Raw genomic sequence first — 20,941 nt, 5'->3', positions numbered from 1 at the left:
GGCGGGAATCTCACTATCAACGCCACCGACAGGGTACAACTGACCAATCAAGGACAAATAATCGCCGAATCTACCGGCGCCGCCAAAGCGGGGGATATCCAAATTAACACCGAACACCTCAGTGCCACCAATGGCACCATTACCACCTCCACCGAACAGTCTGCGGGTGGTGCGATTACCATCACCGCTGCTGATATCCGCCTATTTGAAGATAGCGACATCACCAGCCGCGTTGCCTCCGGTGCAGGGGGTGGCGGTAATATTACCCTCACCGCCAACACCATCCTGGCATTTGACGATAGCGATATCCTAGCTTATGCCCGTGATGGCAGAGGTGGGGATATCAGCTTGAACACCGTCGCCTTCTTCGGTGAAAACTTCAAACCGGCGCCCAGAGGAACTGACCCCGTTACCCTAGATAATAACGATCGCGTGGATATCAATGCCGACTGTTCGGTGCCCGGCACAATTACCATCCCCGACACCAGCTTTGTTGAGAACAGCTTCATCCTGTTATCAGGCGATGGAATCGACACCGACAAACTGATTGCCGAAAGTTGCATCGCTCGTCGCCATGAACCCCAACGGGGTAGCTTCTTTATTACAGGTACGGGGGGTATCCCGTTTCGCCCTGGGGATCTTTACGATACACCTTATCAGACCGGGACGGTGCGGTCAATTCCCAGTGAGGGAGATGGGGAAGCAGGGGGAGCAGGGGGAGCAGAGGGAGCAGAGGGAGCAGGGGGAGCAGAGGGAGCAGAGGGAGCAGGGGGAGAATCTTCGTCCTCAACTCGTCGCCCTTGGAAAATGGGTGATCCGATTATTGAACCGACGGGGATATATCGATTAGCCAATGGGAAAGTGATCATGAGTCGCCTATGTGGGGAGTAATATCATGTCCGGTCAATCACCCCTGAATAAAAACGCTGCAACGATGGCTTTTACAGCATTGCAATTATGGGCAATCGTCACGACATGATATTATAAAGGGTAGTAGCGTGGCACACCTAAAATGGTGGATTAGTATTGTAGGGGCGCACGGTGTGCGCCCAATTTCACCGTCAAATCTATTCCACAATTTTAGCTGTGTCAGTCCAGTACCTAAAATGGTGGATTAGTATTGTAGGGGCGCACGGTGTGCGCCCAATTTCACCGTCAAATCTATTCCACAATTTTAGCTGTGTCAGTCCAGTAGTGGGGTGGCACACCTAATTTGATAGATTAGATTCGGCTTGTAGTAGGGAACCTTAGTCCCTAGATTTGGTTGGGTTCCCTGGCGTCAACCCAACCTACAACCTATTCCACTGCAACGATGGCTTTTACAGCATTGCAATTATGGGCAATCGTCAGGACATGATATAAAGGGGTTTGGTAACCAAACCCCTACGGCGTCTTAACAAATCGTATTAGCAGGGAAACTTATCAGACCTAAAAGAAATTTTAACCATTGTCCTGTATCAACTTTGACAAATTGCCGTCATAATCAATGGATAGGCAAAGAAATGCCAATGCAACCAACAGGAAAATAGATGTATGGGTATAGCTGACTGTTTAATGATTACACTCTTTAGTGCCATAGTCTGCATCTGCTTACCTAAGATGCTGATGGTGATGAGTTCAACGGTTCGTCGAATCCGTAGCTACCTATTTAGTTTTCCTCAAAAAATAAATCCTATCCAGCCCCGTGCAATTGGACATAAAAATGTATCTCAAGTCGGTTGACACTCAAAACTCTAACGGGTAGGCGATTCTTGAGATAGGGGTAAAGTAAACCAAAACGTCGTACCCTCTCCAGGAGAACTAATCACCCCAATTTCGCCTCCGTGTGCTTTAATAATTTGCCGACACAGGTACAATCCCAAGCCAATACCGCTTAAGCTGCGAGAAGACGCGCCGCGATAGTAGAGATCAAAAAGGCGATCGCACTGTTGTTGTTCCATCCCTACTCCATTATCCGCGATCGCACAACGCACCATATCCCCCCCAACAGCACCCTCCACCACCGTCGCACTCAGGGTGAGGTGAATTCCAGGGAGGTTGTGTTTCATCCCATTGGTGATTATATTCTCAAACACTCGCCACAACTGTTTGGCGTCAGCACTCACTAAAGGTAAATCATCGGGAACTTGATTCGTCAACGTCACTTGATTTTTGACCAATAACGGTTGCAACTCTGTGAGAATATCTTGAATAAGTTGACTCAGTTGCAAGGGTTCGCACTCACAGGGAATCCCATAAGATTCAGCCGCGTGAATCTCCAGTAACGAGTTAATTAAATTAAGTTGGCGATCGCTACTTTGGATCATCCGCTCTACAATAGAACGTGAAACGGGAATTGTCAATTGTCCTTGGTCATTTGTCCTTAGTTCTTGATTTTCAGGAGAAAAATAACTATTCAGTAAATTTTTCAGCACCATTAACATCCCCATCACCGGTGTGCGTAAATCATGGGATACTGCATGTAAAAACACATCTTTGAGTTGATTGAGTTCTTGCAATTCCTGCATTTTTTGCTGCAATTGCGCCGTTCTTTCTTCAACTTGATACTCCAAGTTTGTATTCAGTTCGCTAAGCTGTTGGTATAATCGTCCCTGCTTAATCGCAATCGCCACTTGCGTCGCCAGACGGCGCAGCAAATCCACTTCCAATAGTTGCCAATGACGCGGACTTGTGCATTGATGCGCCACTAATAAGCCATACATTTGCTCATCCACAACAATCGCCACGGCTAAAGCGGCTTTCACTTGAAATTGCTCCAAATATTTAGCGCGTTCCGGGGACGTTTCCAAAAGCTCGGTATCTTCAACAACTTGCACATCAATATGTTCAAATAAAGCAATTAACTCCTGAAGATACTCGTCATTTTCCACTGCTAAATCCCAACAGGATGGAAAACTACCCGCCACAGATTCCGCCACGACTTTACCATGCATCGTCCCATCCATATAACTAATCAGCACCCGATCCGCTTGCAAGAATTGGCGGACTTCTGCTACAGTCGTATTCAGAATTTCATTCAGATCCAGCGATCGGCGAATGCGAGCCGCAATTTCTCCCAACAAGCGATCGCGTTCCCCTGCTTCTCGTAATCGCGCTTCGGCTTGCTTTTGCTCCGTAATATCCCGCACCACGGCTAAAAGATGGGGTTTCCCTTTGTACATAAACCCAGTTCCCCGCACCTCAATCGGAAACGGCGTACCATCGGAACGCAGATCCACCGCTTCCCGCTGAAAGGGAACCCCCTGTCTAACCGCAGTCAGATACTCGTAAAATATGGGATGGGAGTCCGGATGAATAAAGCTTTCGGGATCAAGATGAATAAACTCTGAATAGGAATAACCATGCATTTGACAAGCGGCTGGATTTACCTCCACGAGTTGTCCATCTAAATCGCTAATAATTAAACCATCCGTGGTGGCTTCAAAGATTGCCCGATATTGGACTTCACTCTCTTTGAGACGCTGTTCAGCCAATTTACGCTGAGTAATATCATGGGTAAGTGCCAATAAGCAACGTTCTCCCCTTAAATTAATAATCTCGGCGGAGAGTAAACCGATGAGAATTTCACCCGATTTCGTCCGAAACTCATATTCTTGGTTCGTAATCGAACCGTGCTGCTGCAAACTACGAATCATGCGATCGCGATCATCAGAATGCACCCAAATATTCAATTCCTCAACAGTACGACCAATCACCTCTTGACGTTCATACCCAGAATACCGCATAAATGTTTCATTGACCTCGATATACCGTCCATCTGCTAAGGTACTAATCGTGATCGAATTGGGACAACAGCGAAAGGCTTTAGCAAACTTTTCCTCGCTCAACCGCAACGCTTCTTCCGTGCGCTTGAGTTCTGTAATATCCACACTGACACAGACAGCCGCTTGACCCTGTTGGTATTTCTGAGCAACTAATAAATAATACCGACAATTATCGTCAACAAAGGTTTCAATTTCTCGGTTGGCTTCCTGGAGTGGATTGGCAAAAAAATGGACAATAAACTCCTTAAATCCGGGGGTAGAATTCATAAACCCCAGTTCTTTCCCCACAAACGCTTCGGGGGATAATCCAAATGTCTTCGCCAGATAACGGTTGACGCCCTGATACTTTAAATCTGTCCCCACCCAAGACACACATCCGGGTACAGCATCTAAAATAGCTTGTAACTGGTCTTTCGCCGCTTGTAGTGATGCGATTAACTGCTGTTCCGTTTCCTGCGCCCGTTGGCGTTCAGCAATTTCCTGGCGCAATTGCTCATTGGTGGCGGTTAACGCCGATGTGCGTTCAGCGACTCGCTCCTCCAATTGTTCATTCATCAAGCGCAGGGCGTTTTGAGCTAAATGACGTTCGGTGATATCGTGACCAATACAGAGAATACCTGTCACTTGTCCTGAGACATCCATGAGCGCTTTATTCGTCCACCCTACCCACACACGACTCCCATCCCGCCGGATATTTTCATTTTCGTGGTAGCGGTATTGATCCGGATGTTGGATGATGTCTTGAATTAAAGTGGTTAAGTTGCGTCCCGATGTCTCGGTTTTTGGAATAATCGTCTTAGCTGCAGAATGTCCGAGGATTTCTGTTTCCGGATAACCTAAAAACTGTTGGGCAAATTTGTTTAAAAAGGTGATTGTACCTTGAGTATCGATGCGTAAAATTAAGCTATTGGCATTTTCGACGATGTTTCGATAATAAGCCTCTCGCTCTCGCCATACCTGCTCAACCTGTTCTCGTTCAGCAATCTTGCGCCGCAGTTGCTGATTGATCTGTTTTAATTCGTTGATCTCGTCTGAGTTGTCGGGTTGTCCTTGGCTCTCAGGGTAGAATGACAGGGGGATAGGGGCTTGCAGGGGAGAGTTAGGCGAGCGGGGGTGATTATCGCCTCGGTTGTTGACAATGGCTAGCCAGAGCTGTTTGAGCTGTTGATACATCGGCGGCGTTCCGAGAACGGTTCCCAAAACGTAATGTTCTTCTCACTATACTCTGACAAGTCTCGCCATGTTTATCCTTTGAGCTCGAACCAACAATTAACCCACCGGGAGACGGTGGGTTAATAGACGTATAAGTTTCATGGAATAATCACCCTGATGAATTCGCTGCTCTCTCGTACCTTCTATTTTAGTGAGTAGAGTTAAGCGTCTGTCGATTTAGCCTCAAAGAATTAGATGGCTGACTCAACATCCCTCCTACACTGTTTTTTTGGCGGTGCGGGCGGGAAGAATCCAGCACAATACTGGCGACAGAACCATCGAGAAAACAGAAACGATCAAAATCATCGATAAAACTTGGCTGAGTTCAGTAGTCATGATCCTTACCTCAATAGTTTTTTGTCAGGTTATAAGGCTTTTCTACTTCAAGTTTAACCGTTTTGTATCTCCGAAAACACATTTTAATGTAATTTTATGGTAAAGATATCCGCCATTTTTATAATGTAATCTTTATTGATTTTTGTTAAGTATTATTCATGAACTAAAAAATGTGCAGGGGCGCAATGCTTCAGATGTACCCTGGCACATCTAGAACATGGGAAAGGTAGTGTAGGGGCGGGTTTTACTATTATCGTTTCCGTTTCACAACAGATGCAACTCGCGCCCGCCCCGACGACGTAGAGACGTAGCATGCTACGTCTGGAACACTGTTAGCAGAGCGTCATGGTTTAGAAGCGGTAACCCGCACCCGCTTGAATACTAACAGCAGAAGCTGGACTATTTTGATAAGCTTCAATCCCCACCTTTGTATCGCCATAAACAACAAGATTGCGACCAAGTTGAGCTTCAGCACCGACGGTAATAACAGGAGCATTTTTGTTTCCTAAAGGTGTGGCATGTTCTTCGGCTTCAACCCAAGAATAACCAGCACCAACGTAAACATTGGCATTGTTCGTGACAGGAACATCGTAGGAAACAATCGGCATAATGGCGCTGGTATCCTCACTGAATAGAACAGCACCGCGCAGAGAAACTGGCGCTTTTGAAGTCGTTACACGACCTTGAATATTCCCGCCAAATGTTGCCGCATCATTATTTTGTCCACCGCTGGTCACGCCTGCGGCGACACCAGCACCGATATAGTTAGCATCAGTTCCAGTGGGCTTAGCAGATGCCATATCAGCCGATAATAAAACAGGCGCGATCGCGGTAGCAGCTAGGGTTGAAAAGGTAACAAAAGACTTAATGTTGCGTTGCATAGTAACGTCCATCAATAGGTAAGGTGTAGTGTTGCGTTGTTACTATTCAAGTCGTTTTTAATCGAGTCAATGTTCCAGATTTAGGTTTTTTTTGATTGATTTATTTTTGGATAAACCTTGGATGCCTTGACAATTAAGCATTTCAGAAAAACCACTTGATTATTTTTCGGTAGCTTTTCCAATAAACATAGAAACAAACGTGAAACTTAGTTAAAATCAATCGAAAAATTATAGTTAGCTTTTGATAATTTGTGAGCCGCCAGTAGACTATTGATTAACTGTCACATTTTTTGTCATTTCGTCCGGATGAGAGTTTCCTCGCCCAGACGGTGGGGAGGGTTCGTAGTAAGGGATGCGAGCCTTAAATTTTATGGGTAACAAGCCTCAACCCAAGATGGTGGACTGACACAGCTAAAATTTTGGAATAGATTTGACGGTGAAATTGGGCGCACGCCGTCATTGGTGTCAACTTAAGTCACAACCCTTACCCATTCTCGTTTCCAGCTTTAGGGTGGAAATGCTGCTTAAGCGGCTTGAACCCCTTGTCAAAGGAGGCGGAGCCTCAACAGAGGCATTCCCAGGCATAGCCTGGGAACGAGAGTGTGCCTGGAAGCCTGCTCACTAACTGATTTGGCTTAAGTTGACACGGATGTTGCCCCAACAAGGTTCTATTTCACAGAAACCTTAGCACCAGCTTCTTCTAGTTGTTTCTTGGCTTCTTCTGCGGCTTCTTTTGCCACCGCTTCTTTAATCGGCTTGGGCGCAGACTCGACCATATCTTTGGCTTCCTTGAGACCCAAACCAGTCATGGTTCGCACGACTTTCAGAATGGCAATCTTCTTATCGGCGGGAACTTCTTCTAAGATGACATCAAATTCTGTCTTCTCTTCCACCTCTTCAGCCGCTGCACCAGGTGCACCGGGAGCCGCCATTCCGGGCATCATCATCATGCCACCCGCAGGAGCCGCTGCGCTAACGCCAAAGGTGTCTTCGATTTGCTTAACTAATTCCGACGCTTCCAGCAACGTCAGGGATTTTAGCTTTTCCAAAATTTCGTCGGTTGTAGCAGACATGAATAAACTCCTTCGTTTGACTTTTTACGTTTGACCCTTTGACTAAGCTCAGGGTAAGCTTTTTACTTCCAAGGTAGCGGTAGGTACTAACCACCGCTTTCTTTCTGAGCGGAGAGCGCTTGCAAAACCCGACCCAGTGAGCCAGGAATTTCGTTGACGCTGCGACCCAGGGACGCTGGGACTTCGTTGACACCCACAGCCAGTTTGGTGGCGATGGAATTAATCGCACCCGCAATCTGCCCGATGAGTTCTTCCTTAGACGGCAAGTCAGCAATCGCCTTGACTTGCTCTTGACTCAAGGCTTGACCTTGCATCACGCCGCCCTTGAAGTCGGTTTTTTTGGTGGCTTTCTGGAAGTCCTGATATGCCCGAATTGCACCACCCACATCGTCTTTGACTAACATGAAGGCGGTGGAACCGACCAAGAATTCGGTCATGGGTTGCCAGTTTTCATCATCCTCAACCGCCCGCCGCATCAGGGTATTTTTCGTGACCTTACAGACTGTGCCTGTGGGACGCAGCCGATCCCGCAAATCGGTAATTTGAGCCACGGAAAGTCCCTGGTAGTCAATGATGATGGCGAGTTGGGACTCACTCAAGAGTTGCTTGAGATCAGCGACGACGTCCTTTTTATTTTCCAGGGTTCTGCCCATTCTTGTTTCACCTCCTTGTTTCCTTTCATAGTTGATAGTTAGAAAATCCTGCCATTAGCCATAACAAAACCCCGGACATGCCGGGGTTTCGCTCTTGTATCTTTAATACCTGTACTTTAGTTTAGATGTACAGTCATAGTGGATACGTCGGGCGCTGACCTCGGCAGGATATTAAGTGATGAACACCTGCTGTCTTTGGTACAAGCCAATTAAATATTGGATCGTCAACAAATCTAACGGTTCACATTAGGCAGCCTCAACCGCTTTCAAGTCCCGTAGCGTCGGGATATCGACTTCGATGGAGGGTCCCATGGTAGCGCTGACAAATATGCTGCGCCAAAAGCGACCTTTCGCCCCTGAGGGACGATTGCGGTCAATCGTTTCCTGTAAGGACTTGAGGTTGACCAACAAGTCTTCAGCAGAAAATGATGCCTTACCAAACATAACATGAACGATGCCTGTGCGATCGGCACGAAATTCAAGTTTACCTGCTTTGAATTCTTCGATCGCTTGGGTTAGGTCAAAGGTAACGGTACCACCTTTGGGAGAGGGCATTAAACCCCGTGGCCCGAGGAGCCGTCCTAACTTAGCCACTTGGGGCATCATGTCTGGCGTGGCAATCAGGCGATCAAAATCCATCATGCCATTTTGAATTTCGCCAATTAATTCTTCAGAACCGACAATATCTGCTCCCGCATTACTCGCTTCTGTGACTTTTTCGCCTTTGGCAATGACCGCAACTCGCACCACCTGACCCGTTCCTTTGGGTAGTGATACGGTTGTCCGCAGTTGCTGATCGGTATATTTGGGATCAATTCCCAAGCGGATATGTGCTTCGGCGGATTCGGGGAATTTTGCCGTCGCGGTTTCTTTTAAAAGCTTAAGAGCTTCTATGGGTTCATAAGGTCGCTCTTCAACCTTGCCAAGTAATTCTTGTAATCGACGTGATAGTTTTTTGGGCATTTATCTCTCCTGGGGTGACTAACGAAGCTTCTTACCTCTCCCCCAAATTAGGTTGACAATGGTCTTTGATTGCGGGTTGATGGCATTTAAATCTCAACCCATGGACTATTCCGCGATCGCGACGCCCATATTCCGGGCAGTCCCTTCGACGATTTTCATTGCTGCTTCAATATCATTGGCATTGAGGTCAGGCATTTTCGTCTGAGCGATTTCTTGCAGTTGCGCCCGGGTGATAGTGGCAACGTTTTGCCGATTGGGTTCACTTGCGCCTTTTTCAATACCCGCTGCCTTTTTGATCAGCACGGATGCAGGTGGGGTTTTGAGGATAAAGGTAAAACTGCGATCCTCAAACACCGATATTTCTACGGGAATGACCATTCCTACTTGGTCGGCGGTCTTGGCGTTGTATTCTTTACAAAACGCCATAATATTCACCCCATGCTGACCAAGAGCCGGTCCTACTGGGGGAGCAGGGTTGGCTTTCCCCGCCGGGAGTGCCAACTTAATAACTGCAACGATTTTTTTTGCCATTCTTAGCCTGTTTTTTCCACCTGATTGAATTCTAATTCAACTGGCGTATCTCGCCCAAAAATGGAGAGTAACGCCTTGAGCTTACTGCGTTCGGGGCTAACTTCAATCACTTCGCCTTCAAAATCTTTAAACGGACCCGATAGCACGATGATTTTGTCGCCAACAGCCATGTCTACTTTAATAACTGGCTCTTGTTCTTCGGCGTGCTTGAAGATCCGTTCGATTTCTCCAGGACTCAGGGGTACCGGTTTAACGTGACCTCGCCCCCGTCCATAGCGACGTTTCTGTTCTGCCCCTACAAAATTAATCACATTGGGTGTGTTTTTGACAACCTGCCAGCTTTCATCATCCATGACCATTTCCACCAAGACGTAGCCAGGGAAGACCTTTTCTTCAGAGTGCTGGCGAGATCCATCCTTACGGATTTTCACCGTCGGCGTTTGGGGAATCTGAACTCTTAAGATTCGGTCAGCGACATCTAGGGTTTGCACTCGCTGTTCTAGATTTGTCTTTACCCGCTTCTCACAGCCGGATGCCACCTGAACCGCATACCAACGGGCAGGTGGGGCTTCTTGTAGCTGTGAGTCGCGATCGTATGATTCGTTTGCTGCAAAACTCATCCAAATACCTGTTGTGATGCCCACAAGAATAAGCCATCCACTAAATAGATTAGGGTGGCTGATAGCACGACCATCAATAACACGGCAGCCGATTCGCTAATGAGTTGCTGCCGAGAGGGCCATACGACTTTACTAAGTTCCTCTTTGGTTTCTTGAAGAAACGTTACAACATTAAACCCAGAGGCTTTTTCCTGAGACTCTGTGTCCGTTTTTGTTTTCTTTGCCACAATAAGTTGATTTCCCCCTTCTACTGATTATCAGAGCTGTTCAACCCAGCACTCATAATTCATATTAACCTGCTTCACTCATCAGTGAAGTGGATAAGACTTGGGTAGAACTGCTGATGCTCCCCCAATTTTATATATTTATAACGCGCCCTGGAGGACTTGAACCCCCGACATCAGGTTTTGGAGACCTGCGTTCTACCAACTGAACTAAGAGCGCTTGGGTTGGCTGGTAGAGGTGAATTTATCCCCTTTGCTTTACTGAGTGTAACGCAATTAGGGCATGAATACCAAGCCAATATCCAAAAAAATTTAAATTCCCCGGTCAAAGCGCTGCTTAACGCGAGTCGCTTTACCCACACGCTCTCGCAAATAAAAGAGCTTCGCCCGACGAACCTTACCTCGACGCACGATTGTAATACTGGCAATTCGGGGAGAATGGATCAGAAAAACCCGTTCTACACCAACACCTTGGAAGACACGCCGCACGGTCATCGTTTGGTTGATACCACCGTTACGCATGGCAATCACAGTACCTTCGTAGGGCTGAACCCGTTCCTTGTTCCCTTCACGAATACGGACGCCGACTCTAACTGTGTCACCAATATGGACTGTCGGTAGGTCGGATTTGAGCTGTTCCGCTTCTATGGAGCGAATAACCTCTTGAGCATGCATAGTTCTTAAAAAAATCACAGCCTATAATCTTAACGCACTATCTGACTCGGCGTCTAGTTTTGAGTTTTGATCGACCGTAGGGGTTTGGTAACCAAACCCCTGCGATGTAAAGAATTATAGAAAAATGACGATTTTCTCTTGACTCAGGGGAAAACTAGCAGTATGCCAAATGAATCTATGCGACTGGGAGGAGAGTTATGGGTTTCAAAAATCTTCTAGGACCACTGTTGATCCTAGCATTGCTGTTTATCACGTTAGGCGATCGCGTCCTACCTGCACCGCTAGATGATGCTAGCCGCAACACCCGCACCAGCATCAATCAATTTTTAATTGGGCTATTTCCCGACTGGAATCCCACCAACCCAAATGAACGTACTGAAAAGGAAGTTGAGCAATTAGAACAGAGGTAAACTACCTAGTCGGCTCATCAAATCAAGGATTATGATGTAAGCTTTCAGTAGCCCTGTACTGTATTAAATTAATTCTTAGTACAAAGATCCCCGATTTCTTGAAGAGGTCGGGGATCTGGCTGGCATAGACTGTAATTCATTAACCTGAAATTTGCTGTAAAAGTGAAGTCTCTTAACCTATGACCTTAACACTGACGAATCAGTATGATTTTATTCCTCGCTTTTATCGACTAGCGCTCATTAATATTCTTTCCAATTTGATGATTCCCTTAGCGGGTTTAATCAGTGTTGCTTTCCTGGGTCATCTCAGTGAAATTAGTTCCTTAGCCGGGGTTTCTTTAGCTAATATTATATTTAATGTCGTTTATTTAACGCTCGCGTTCTTACGCATGGCAACCACAGGGGTGACAGCTCAAGCTGTGGGAGCCGATGATCGACAAGAAATACTATTAATAGGATTAAGAAATGGATTAATTGCTTTGACATTAGGAATGATTCTGGTTATTTGTCAGTATCCTTTACGAGAGATCGGGTTTTCGTTGTTGAATGCTGATTTAACGGTCAAAGAGTCAGCGATTAATTATTTTAATGCTCGGATTTGGGGCGCACCAGCCGTATTACTTAACTTTGTGCTGATCGGTTGGCTTCTGGGAAGAGAGAGAAACAGTCAAGTCTTAATCTTATCATTTTTGGGCAACACCTTTAATGTTCTTTTAGACTATGTATTTATTATTCAGTTGAATTTGGATAGTAAAGGGGCAGGAACGTCTCTAGCCTGTAGTCAATATCTTATGTGTTTTCTCGCTTTAATCTTTTCGATTCGAGACTTTTCCTGGCAAGACGTAAAAACAGTAATGGCAGAAGTTTTAGAGCCATCTGCGATTAAAACAATGTTTTCTTTTAATCGGGATATCTTGATCAGCAACATCAGTGAATTATCAGTATTGGCATTTTTTGGTAAATTAAGTGCCATGATGGGGACGATTACGTTTACCCAAAATTTCTTACTCGGACAAATCAGTCATCTTAGTGTTTATTTAACCGATGGCTTAGTATTTGCCACAGAAACATTATCCGGAAACTTCAAAGGTCAAAAATCCTCAGAAAAGTTTTTACCTTTACTAAGGGTCGCCGTGATCAGTAGCTTAGTCTTGGCTTTAACTATTGCTATAATTTGTGTTTTATTCCCTCAAACTATCTTTTCTATATTCACCAACAAATCAGAGATTAATACCCAGATTCATATTTATATTTGGTGGTTGTTTTTTCTATTAACCTTTGCCTCAGCTTCTACGATGTTAGAAGGATATTTTGTCGGTTTAGCGGATGGAAAAGTAGTTCGTGATACCAGTTTACTGGCTAGTTTTTGGGGATTTATCCCGCCGGCTGCAGCAACGTGGTATTTGCAAAATAACCATCTTTTATGGTTATCAATGACATTATTTTTGTTTGTCAAAACCGTTGCATTATTGGTCTATTTAGTGATGAACTTAACCGATGGATTATCCAGGACTTCCTTTCGGGAAGACAAGATTTAAATTAAACTTATGATCAATTGGAAAAACACCCTATATAATGAGTTAAAGAATCTCATGGTTTTACGCAAAAAAGGGATGTATTGCAATGAAATCAAAGTTATTTGTCGCTGCAGGAATGATGAGATCCGGGAGTACCTGGTTATATAATGCTACTCGCCTGGTACTTTGTAGTTCACCGACAATCAAGAATAATTTTAGTTGTGGATGGTCAAGAGATTGGAAGTATAAGAAGATCCCGGAAAAAGAATATACGCTGATCAAAATCCATGATTTCAACGAAATGATCGTCAATCAAGCGCACTTTATTTTGTATTCGTATAGAGATATTCGAGACGTGCTGGCAAGTAATTTAAGAACATTCACAACACCTCCATCCATTGAATTCGCTGACTCTCTCATACAAACCCACGAAAAATGGATTAATGTGGCTGATCTAGTGGTTCCTTATGATCGGATTCTCAATCAAAAAAATACTGTTATAGAGGAATTAGCTCGACGTTGTGAGGTAGGTTCTGTGGACGCATCAGCTATTGTTGAGGAAATCAATAATTTGTCTTACGAAAGTGAGGGTGAACGGGATGATATTCACCACAAGACTAATCTTTTTCACAGCAATCATATTACCGATGGTAGTAACGGGTATTGGGTTAACTATTTAGATAAAAATTTAGTGGAAGAAATTGAGAGAAAATATCGAGATTGGTTTGAAAAATATGAGTATCCGATCTAGTACAAGAAGGCAGAAATAACTGAACAGCTAACATCTCCCCCAGCTTCCCCAGCTCCTCCACACCGACAAAGCTGCTCAAATATTTCCGCCGCGCCGCACTAGAGCGTCAGTCTATAGGAGTTTGACATCCTCCCCCGGCTAAAGAGCGCGGGGGATTCCTCACCACGCCACCTTTAGCCGGGGTGGTCGCTGATTGGGGTTGACGCTTCGCTGAAGGTTGCCTCCAAATGAGGTCTTACACCCTCTCCAGGTCCGTTTATAGTCTCGGAATGCCCTCCCGCGACTTGTATTTACATTACCACAATAGTAGAACGTTATCCGAATTATTTGACTGGCGAATTTATTCGCTACCTAGACGGTTCGCTCGGTTTCATCTCCCAGCTAAAGAGCGTGGGAGATGAAACCCATCGCTTGAACGGTAAAGGCAAGCTGAACCCGGAGAATGACCTGGTGTCCAGATAGCCGTACAGCGATCACAAATTGCCAACTCTTGCTCAAAGGAGGTAACTTGGGCGCTAGGGAGTAGGTAGGCTTCTTGTTCTTGAATCACCAGGTTACAGTCAAAAGCGTCCTGAATCTCCTGGGCTTTGCCAATACCGCCGCGATGGGTAATGAACAGACAGGAGACACCTCCGTGATCCCGCAAAAATTGGTGAGTCCCATCATTCCAAACCGGACAATCAATCAACACCCCAGCCCCATTCTCTACAATGAAATAAGCTGTACCTCCTAAGGTGTCGCGATTGGGTGGAAATGCGAAAATATGATTAAGGACTGGGCGTGGGGATTTGAACACAGTAGCTTATAGATTTAGCGACGAGCTGGAACGAAAAACACGATGATCCGTTTTGATACAAATCAGATTGCACAATGCATGTTGGTCTGTAATCATTAGCCACTCGGACTAATCTTGGTCAAGATTTTGCTTTTATCACGAATGGGTATCTGTACATCATGGAACTCTGGTTACTCCTAATTTTACTTGTTTTCATTGCCTACTTTATTGGCAGGTACTCGGTTACCAGGATGAACCGGATGCCGACACCCCCTGAAAACTCAGCGACTGGATCAACGGTTTCCCAGGCGGCTGAAAAGTTAGGGCTGCGTCCAATAACCAAACAGGAAGAAACTGATCTGCGAAATTGCTTTCCTTGGGGCGTCTACTATCTCCAAAATCTGGAGTATCGTCCCCAAGCGGTTTTATGTCGGGGTAAGCTTCGCACCAATCCTGATGCTGCCTATAAAACGGTGCGGAAAAATGTTGAGGCAGAATTTGGCGATCGCTTCTTTGTGATTTTTCAGGAAAGCTTCAGTGGGAAACCGTTCTTTGCCCTGGTTCCCAACCCCTACGCCCAGTCGAGAGGGAAACGGTTGAATGATGAGTTAACCCGACCCGGTTTAGCGTTAGCTCTGGTGGTCATTACCTTATTTACCACAACAGTGGTGGGCGCTACCCAAATTGCTGGACTTTCTCCGGAACAAGTACAATCTAACCCAGAGGCGCTACTCAAAGGATTGCCCTATGCCTTAGCCCTGATGGCAATTTTAGGGATTCACGAACTGGGTCATTACCTCGTCGCCATGTATTACAAAATGCGGACGACTCTCCCCTACTTTATCCCTATACCCTTTTTCTTAGGCACTTTTGGCGCGTTTATCCAGATGCGATCGCCTGTACCTAATCGCAAAGCCTTATTTGATGTCGGTATTGCAGGTCCGGTGGCGGGATTACTCGTCACCTTTCCACTTCTATTCTGGGGCTTAGCCCATTCTAGTCCGGTTCCTTTGACAGAAGAATCGGGATTGGTGAATATCCAATCCTTAGATCCGCGTTTTTCCTTATTGCTGTCACTCATCAGCAAATTGGCGTTAGGGAGTCAATTTATGCCAGACACGGCGATCAACCTGCATCCAGTCGCCGTTGCTGGGTATATTGGATTAATCGTCACGGCGTTTAATTTAATGCCCGTCGGTCAACTGGATGGTGGTCATATTATCCACGCCATGTTTGGACAGAGAACAGGTGCAGCCATTGGTCAACTGAGCCGATTATTAGTTTTGGTTCTGGCATTTTTGCAACCCGATTTGCTCCTGTGGGCGATTATATTAATCTTGCTGCCCGTTGTCGATGAACCCGCGTTGAACGATGTTTCAGAATTGGATAACTGGCGGGATTTTGCCGGATTGCTAGCACTGACTATCCTGGTGAGTATTCTCTTACCGGTTCCTGGAACCCTTTCTCAATGGTTAAATTTTTAAGCGTCGCCACTCCTCTAACTCCCGATATAGCATGAGAAAAACCCAGTCTTATTGGTTCTGTCTTCTAGAGCTTTCTCCGGGAAAGCCTAGTACAGGGTTGTTTCTCATGCTAACCCGCTAAAATATCTCTTGTCTGCTTTGTCTCCTTTGTGCGATCGCCTAATGGTTAAACTAGATTAAACCCGTGTGGGTTATTCGCTTGTCGTTGTTACCGCCTTCGGTAAACCCAAGGATTAAAAAAATGTCTCAAACTGAAACTTCTCAATTCCATCAACCTCAAACCAACAGTACACCCACTGACGTAGAACAGTCTTCACAGGCAACAGAGGCTCAAGAAAGGCATCTATTACTGGTGGAAGATGATAAAGGACGCCGAGTCTTTAATCTAGAAGCACAAGTCTATTCAATTGGTCGAGATCCTAGCTGCGATATCCGCCTGTTCTCCATGTTTGTCTCTCGCCAACATGCAACGTTACGACGGATGGCACTCGATAATGGTTCATACCGTTACCAAATTGCCGATGGGAACCTTCAAGGTCAACCCAGCACCAATAAAATCCTGATTAATGGTCGCAAAATTAGTACTTATGAACTTAAAGATGGCGATCAAGTCGTGTTTGGCGCAGGCGTGAGTGGGAAATACTACCGACTTAAGCCCGAAGACCAAAAAAGTGGTCCCCTCGACCCGTTTGATATTACTCTAATTGACCCCAGCATGTTAGACGACTAAAATCGTACAAAATTTACATTGGGTTATAGGTTCGTCGTCATTGGTCATTGATTATTGGTGGCTAAGGAATACTTGTGATCAGAATTGACCTCTCCTCGGCATAAATGACCGAGGATTCTAAAAGGATACTTCGGGACGGGTTAAAACACCGTTTTCTTTGATCATCCAGATAAATAATCTAGATGGCGCAGTCAATGACGCCCTACAGACCTTGGCTAAGTTTAATCTTAGCTGTGTCTCTACTTTCCTTAAAATGTTTGCTGCCCCGTTCCCATCGGCGTTAAGGATATATCCGGCGGCAGTTTTAAACATTCCACGCTTAACTCTTTTCCCACTTGACTTCCACCCTTTCGGCTTTTTGCCAAATACAGGTAGAACGTCATTGTCCAAAAACGACGCTTGGGATGTATAGGATTCTTCGGTCTCTACAAACCGAATTTCATGCTGCTGACACAACTGAGCTATTCGATTTTTTAACCGGGATGTTGGTATCTGAACAAACTCTTGATTATTCTTTTTACCCAACTCAATTCCATTTTTATTACCCTGGTTCCAGCCAAATACAACTGTACCAATTCGATTAATAAGGCAGTGATTAATTACTATCCTTGCCACTTTATTCACCGCATCTCGCATTTGTCGATTCCGTTTTTCGCTGATTTGGGCAAGTCTTTCATCCCAGAATCCTTGGGGTTTCCCTTTCTTTAGTTCAGCCACCCGCTTGTTATAGAACTGATTCAAGCTTTTCAGTTTCCGCCCATCTACGATGAAGCTAGTTCCTATGTTGGATACACAGGTTAACCAGTTATTCACACCCGGATCTATTCCTAATGCTCGACTCTTGTCTACATCAGCCTTGACTGATGGCAATTGGTACACAAATTCTGCATAAAAACACCCGTTTCTGGGGAGAATTCGCAGTTCTTTAATCTCTTTAAACTCCAGGTTTGACGGCATCGGCAGCAAGAATTCGGTTAATTTGAACCAAGTCTTAACCATTCTGCCCAAAGGAATCCTAATCTGCCCGTTTTTTAGGCTTAACGCCTGCTTGGGATAACTGACCACTGTCAATCCACCCTTTTTTCGATATTTCGGTAGTTTGGGGTAGACCGGAATCTTGCCTTCCTCAAACGCCTTAGTTAACTCCCTAAATGACTTAAAGGATTCACTGACTGACCTCAATACCTGTTGGGCAGCTTGAGAATGCAATACCTGGAAATGCTTATGGCTTTTATACTCTTTTTCTAGGTCATACTTGCCAATTAAATACCGTCGCTTGAACCACAATTGCCGCGCATAATATATGCCGCAGTTCGTTAATTTGTTTGCCTCAGAACAGATAAAATCTAAAATAGCCGTTTCCTCATAATCTGGCTTTAATAATACCTGCTGACATCCATACAACTGGCATCACCTCCTAGCTTATATTATACTTAATATTAAGCCAATATCCAACCAAAATAGCCGAATTAATTCGGCTATTTAAGGAATGCTCGGTTTCATCCCTCGGATGAATCACGAGGGCTTTCACCTTCGCCCTTCTGTAAGACATGGAACAACAGACAATTCAGGTAATTGGTGGTGGATTAGCGGGTACGGAAGCCGCGTGGCAGATTGCCCAAGCGGGAGTGCCAGTGGTACTCCATGAGATGCGTCCGGTGCGGATGAGTCCTGCCCATCATACCGGAGAATTAGCGGAATTGGTATGCAGTAATTCCTTTGGGGCGCTATCGAGCGATCGCGCAGCGGGGTTGTTGCATGAAGAGTTACGCCGTCTGGGTTCTATTGTTATCACTAAAGCGGATAACCATGCGGTATCGGCTGGGGGGGCGTTGGCGGTGGATCGGGCGGTATTTAGCCACGATTTGACCGAAACCCTTGCTAGTCATCCTCTGATTGAGTTAAGGCGGGGGGAAGTGCCGCAAATTCCTCCAGAAGGTGTTGTGGTGCTGACAACGGGCCCATTGACAAGTCCAGCTTTAGCTGAAGACTTGCAGCGTTTCACGGGGATGGATTATTTCAGTTTCTTTGATGCGGCATCGCCAATTATCGTCGGGGAGTCGATTAACCAAGACATTGCCTTTATGGCGTCCCGATATGACAAGGGAGAGGCAGCCTATCTGAATTGTCCCATGAATCGGGAGCAATATTTAAGGTTTTGGCAAGAATTGTGTCAGGCGGAAAAAGCCCAATTGAAGGATTTTGAGCAAGAAACTGCAAAGTTTTTTGAAGGCTGTCTGCCGATTGAAGAAATGGCGCGGCGGGGAGAAGATACGATGCGCTATGGTCCCCTGAAGCCTGTGGGATTGTTTGATAGCCGTCAGGGAGACTTTCGCGCCACAGAAAATCAGCATAAGCGTCCTTATGCGGTAGTACAGTTGCGCCAAGAAGATAAGGCGGGTCAGTTGTGGAACATGGTGGGGTTTCAGACAAATCTACGTTGGGGCGAACAGAAGCGAGTCTTTCGGTTAATTCCAGGGTTGGAAAATGCCGAGTTTGTGCGGATGGGAGTGATGCACCGCAATACGTTTATTAATTCGCCAGAATTGCTTTATCCAACGCTACAGTTTAAAAGCTGCCCGACAAGGTTAGCGGCGGGTCAGTTGGTGGGAACGGAAGGGTATACAGCCGCAGCGGCTGGAGGTTGGTTAGCTGGGACAAATGCAGCGCGGTTGGTGTTAGGGTTAGAACAGATTACGTTACCACCAACGACGATGATGGGGGCGTTATTTGAGTTTATTAGTTCAGCATCACCGAAACACTTTCAACCCATGCCACCTAATTTTGGCATTTTACCAACCCTAGGAGTACGGATTAAAGGGAAAAAAGAGCGGTATGGGGCGTATCGCGATCGCGCTTTAGCTGATTTGCAGAGTTGGCAGCAAAAATTGCAGGTATCTGCGGCTTGAGTCTTGACAATCTCCGCACTTTTAGGGCGGGGATTCTTCTTTGGTAGTTTTTTGGTGATGACAATAATTTGTCACGATACATATTATTTAAGAAGCGGGCAGCGAGAATCGAACTCGCATCATCAGCTTGGAAGGCTGAGGTTTTACCACTAAACTATGCCCGCAGGCGCTCATAACTTATCTAGTATAAACCACGATAGCACAATTTTGGCAAGTTTCCACCAAAATCATCGGCTCAATTCGCTAGGGGATTAATTTCTAGAGTCAGGGAGTACGACCCATCCACAGGGCTACCCGCCATGTACGTTGGTGAAAAACTCCAATTGGCAATAATCTCCTGGGCGAGTCTCTGGGCTTGCTCTTGAGTGAGTGTTCCTGGTGGCACTTTAGTCTTCTCGGGTAGAACTTCTGCTTTGCCCATATCAGTGATCAAAACGAGAACCTCGATAACCACAGGTTGCTTCAGAGTAATGCCTAAGGATGTGAGTTCATCCACCGAGGGGGGTTGGCTCTTTTTCAGGATTTTGGCAAATTGGTCGCCTGAATTGCGTTGCGGATCGATATTAGAACCACCACCCTGCACGGGTATGAGTCCATTAATAGAGACAATGAAACCCCCGCCGGACTGATTTCCGGGTGACGTGGGTTTTGGTGGTTCCTGTGGCGATGGGGGAGAAGAAGGATTAGGCGTAGTCGGGTTTAGGAGTTCCTCTGATGGCTCAGGAGACTGGGTTTTTCCCGTCCCTTCAGATGGGGTGAACGTTGGCGATGGGTTCGGGGTTTGGTTCGGTGAGTTGGGCGAGGAAACCTTTGTGGGTGAAGGGTTAGGGGTTTCTTGAGTGGTGTTTGCGATCGCCTGATTCGGGCGATTTGTCCGTTGTTCTGACTCGGCTTGAATTTCACGACTCTTTCCTGGTGTTTTTTGAGTAACCGGAGAAGGGAGAGATTGAGTCGCTGGAGTTGGCATGGTAGCATTTGAGGCGAGGGCAATCACCTCAACGGGAATCAGTTGTTGACTCAACCGCCAGTCCTGAAAGCGTCCCAACAGCGCCAGACGCAGCAACCCCACGCCAAGCAGATGAATCGTCACAGAACTTAGAATAACTGTTCTCCATAGCGCCGGTGGGTCAGTGTGACTACGTTGGGGTATCTGAGGTTGGTTTAGTGTTGGTTGTGTCATGACAATCAGGTTGAGATGATTTAATTCCATACTGCCAAATAGCCACTGAGCATCTGGATCAAGTCTTAGCTTTCTTTACCTTACCCACAGCTGCAGCAGAATCGGAAACTATCTATCAAAACGTGGGGGATTGGGGGAGCTATAGAACTCCATCCTCAACGAAACGGAGTGAAGTAGGGTGGGGGTACATTGGACTCCCCCAAGGTAAATTCAATCGGGGTTGACCAGATTGAATTTACAGAGGTATTGCTTT

General features: G+C 45.9%; 18 protein-coding genes, 2 tRNA genes, 1 pseudogene and 1 other annotated feature. Of the genes and pseudogenes, 7 read left to right on the top strand and 14 right to left on the bottom strand.

All coding sequences use genetic code 11. The features are described from left to right. Positions 1-891 (top strand): annotated as a pseudogene (locus tag RIM23_RS03660) (hypothetical protein); the annotation flags it as partial. 842 nt (positions 892-1,733) lie between these two features. On the opposite strand, the gene RIM23_RS03655 reads toward RIM23_RS03660, so the two are convergent. From RIM23_RS03655 to rplS, 10 genes are all read right to left on the bottom strand, one after another. After that, on the bottom strand, positions 1,734-4,964 hold the full coding sequence (locus RIM23_RS03655) for a sensor histidine kinase (protein ID WP_446364539.1): 3,231 nt from the start codon (positions 4,962-4,964) through the stop codon (positions 1,734-1,736). Between the two features lie 698 nt (positions 4,965-5,662). Next, a complete protein-coding gene (locus RIM23_RS03650) occupies positions 5,663-6,193 on the bottom strand; it encodes a hypothetical protein (RefSeq protein ID WP_446364538.1) in 531 nt (176 codons plus the stop codon). Positions 6,194-6,861: 668 nt separating this feature from the next. Next, a complete protein-coding gene (gene rplL / locus RIM23_RS03645) occupies positions 6,862-7,266 on the bottom strand; it encodes a 50S ribosomal protein L7/L12 (protein ID WP_446364536.1) in 405 nt (134 codons plus the stop codon). Positions 7,267-7,352: 86 nt separating this feature from the next. After that, positions 7,353-7,919, bottom strand: coding sequence for a 50S ribosomal protein L10 (gene rplJ / locus RIM23_RS03640; RefSeq protein WP_446364534.1), 567 nt, complete (start codon positions 7,917-7,919; stop codon positions 7,353-7,355). Between the two features lie 54 nt (positions 7,920-7,973). Next, positions 7,974-8,136, bottom strand: a sequence feature (ribosomal protein L10 leader region). Between the two features lie 29 nt (positions 8,137-8,165). Beyond that, complete coding sequence (gene rplA, locus RIM23_RS03635) at positions 8,166-8,882, bottom strand: 50S ribosomal protein L1 (protein ID WP_446364532.1); 717 nt, start codon at positions 8,880-8,882, stop codon at positions 8,166-8,168. Positions 8,883-8,987: 105 nt separating this feature from the next. Next, entirely contained in the window at positions 8,988-9,413 is a 426-nt protein-coding gene (gene rplK, locus RIM23_RS03630; RefSeq protein WP_446336961.1) for a 50S ribosomal protein L11, read from the bottom strand. Between the two features lie 2 nt (positions 9,414-9,415). Further along, on the bottom strand, positions 9,416-10,033 hold the full coding sequence (gene nusG / locus RIM23_RS03625; RefSeq protein WP_446336960.1) for a transcription termination/antitermination protein NusG: 618 nt from the start codon (positions 10,031-10,033) through the stop codon (positions 9,416-9,418). After that, positions 10,030-10,260: a preprotein translocase subunit SecE gene (gene secE, locus RIM23_RS03620; protein ID WP_446336959.1), complete on the bottom strand. Its 231-nt coding sequence runs from the start codon at positions 10,258-10,260 to the stop codon at positions 10,030-10,032. Before secE ends, nusG begins: the two co-directional genes overlap by 4 nt. Positions 10,261-10,404: 144 nt before the next feature. After that, positions 10,405-10,477, bottom strand: a tRNA-Trp gene (locus RIM23_RS03615). Positions 10,478-10,569: 92 nt separating this feature from the next. Then, the gene (rplS, locus tag RIM23_RS03610) at positions 10,570-10,932 is read right to left on the bottom strand and encodes a 50S ribosomal protein L19 (protein ID WP_446364530.1); all 363 of its coding nucleotides are present in this window, start codon (positions 10,930-10,932) and stop codon (positions 10,570-10,572) included. A gap of 197 nt (positions 10,933-11,129) precedes the next feature. Here rplS and RIM23_RS03605 point away from each other — a divergent pair, with 197 nt between their 5' ends. The 3 genes from RIM23_RS03605 (at position 11,130) to RIM23_RS03595 (ending at position 13,610) form a co-directional block, all read left to right on the top strand. Beyond that, a complete protein-coding gene (locus RIM23_RS03605) occupies positions 11,130-11,342 on the top strand; it encodes a hypothetical protein (RefSeq protein ID WP_446361645.1) in 213 nt (70 codons plus the stop codon). Positions 11,343-11,521: 179 nt separating this feature from the next. Beyond that, positions 11,522-12,880 (top strand): guanitoxin biosynthesis MATE family efflux transporter GntT, encoded by a 1,359-nt coding sequence (gntT, locus tag RIM23_RS03600; protein WP_446364528.1) that lies wholly within the window; start codon positions 11,522-11,524, stop codon positions 12,878-12,880. Between the two features lie 85 nt (positions 12,881-12,965). Then, positions 12,966-13,610: a hypothetical protein gene (locus RIM23_RS03595; protein ID WP_446364526.1), complete on the top strand. Its 645-nt coding sequence runs from the start codon at positions 12,966-12,968 to the stop codon at positions 13,608-13,610. Between the two features lie 370 nt (positions 13,611-13,980). Here RIM23_RS03595 and RIM23_RS03590 read toward each other — a convergent pair whose 3' ends face one another. Then, entirely contained in the window at positions 13,981-14,406 is a 426-nt protein-coding gene (locus tag RIM23_RS03590) for a hypothetical protein (protein ID WP_446364524.1), read from the bottom strand. A gap of 158 nt (positions 14,407-14,564) precedes the next feature. Here RIM23_RS03590 and RIM23_RS03585 point away from each other — a divergent pair, with 158 nt between their 5' ends. Both RIM23_RS03585 and RIM23_RS03580 read left to right on the top strand, forming a co-directional pair. Next, the gene (locus RIM23_RS03585; RefSeq protein WP_446364522.1) at positions 14,565-15,869 is read left to right on the top strand and encodes a site-2 protease family protein; all 1,305 of its coding nucleotides are present in this window, start codon (positions 14,565-14,567) and stop codon (positions 15,867-15,869) included. Between the two features lie 241 nt (positions 15,870-16,110). After that, the gene (locus RIM23_RS03580) at positions 16,111-16,599 is read left to right on the top strand and encodes an FHA domain-containing protein (RefSeq protein WP_446364520.1); all 489 of its coding nucleotides are present in this window, start codon (positions 16,111-16,113) and stop codon (positions 16,597-16,599) included. A gap of 117 nt (positions 16,600-16,716) precedes the next feature. On the opposite strand, the gene RIM23_RS03575 is transcribed toward RIM23_RS03580, so the two are convergent. Then, a complete protein-coding gene (locus RIM23_RS03575) occupies positions 16,717-18,003 on the bottom strand; it encodes an RNA-guided endonuclease InsQ/TnpB family protein (protein WP_446364518.1) in 1,287 nt (428 codons plus the stop codon). A gap of 146 nt (positions 18,004-18,149) precedes the next feature. On the opposite strand from RIM23_RS03575, the gene trmFO reads away from it, so the two are divergent. Next, positions 18,150-19,508: an FADH(2)-oxidizing methylenetetrahydrofolate--tRNA-(uracil(54)-C(5))-methyltransferase TrmFO gene (gene trmFO, locus RIM23_RS03570; RefSeq protein ID WP_446364516.1), complete on the top strand. Its 1,359-nt coding sequence runs from the start codon at positions 18,150-18,152 to the stop codon at positions 19,506-19,508. Positions 19,509-19,601: 93 nt separating this feature from the next. On the opposite strand, the gene RIM23_RS03565 is transcribed toward trmFO, so the two are convergent. Both RIM23_RS03565 and RIM23_RS03560 read right to left on the bottom strand, forming a co-directional pair. After that, positions 19,602-19,672, bottom strand: a tRNA-Gly gene (locus RIM23_RS03565). A gap of 71 nt (positions 19,673-19,743) precedes the next feature. Next, positions 19,744-20,688, bottom strand: coding sequence for a hypothetical protein (locus RIM23_RS03560; protein WP_446364515.1), 945 nt, complete (start codon positions 20,686-20,688; stop codon positions 19,744-19,746). Positions 20,689-20,941 lie beyond the last annotated feature (253 nt).

Origin of the sequence: Coleofasciculus sp. G3-WIS-01 (assembly GCF_040223135.1) — a bacterium.
Taxonomy (GTDB): Bacteria; Cyanobacteriota; Cyanobacteriia; order Cyanobacteriales; family Coleofasciculaceae; genus Coleofasciculus.
Note: the sequence above shows the minus strand (reverse complement) of the source record. Positions and strands in the feature narration are given on the sequence as shown.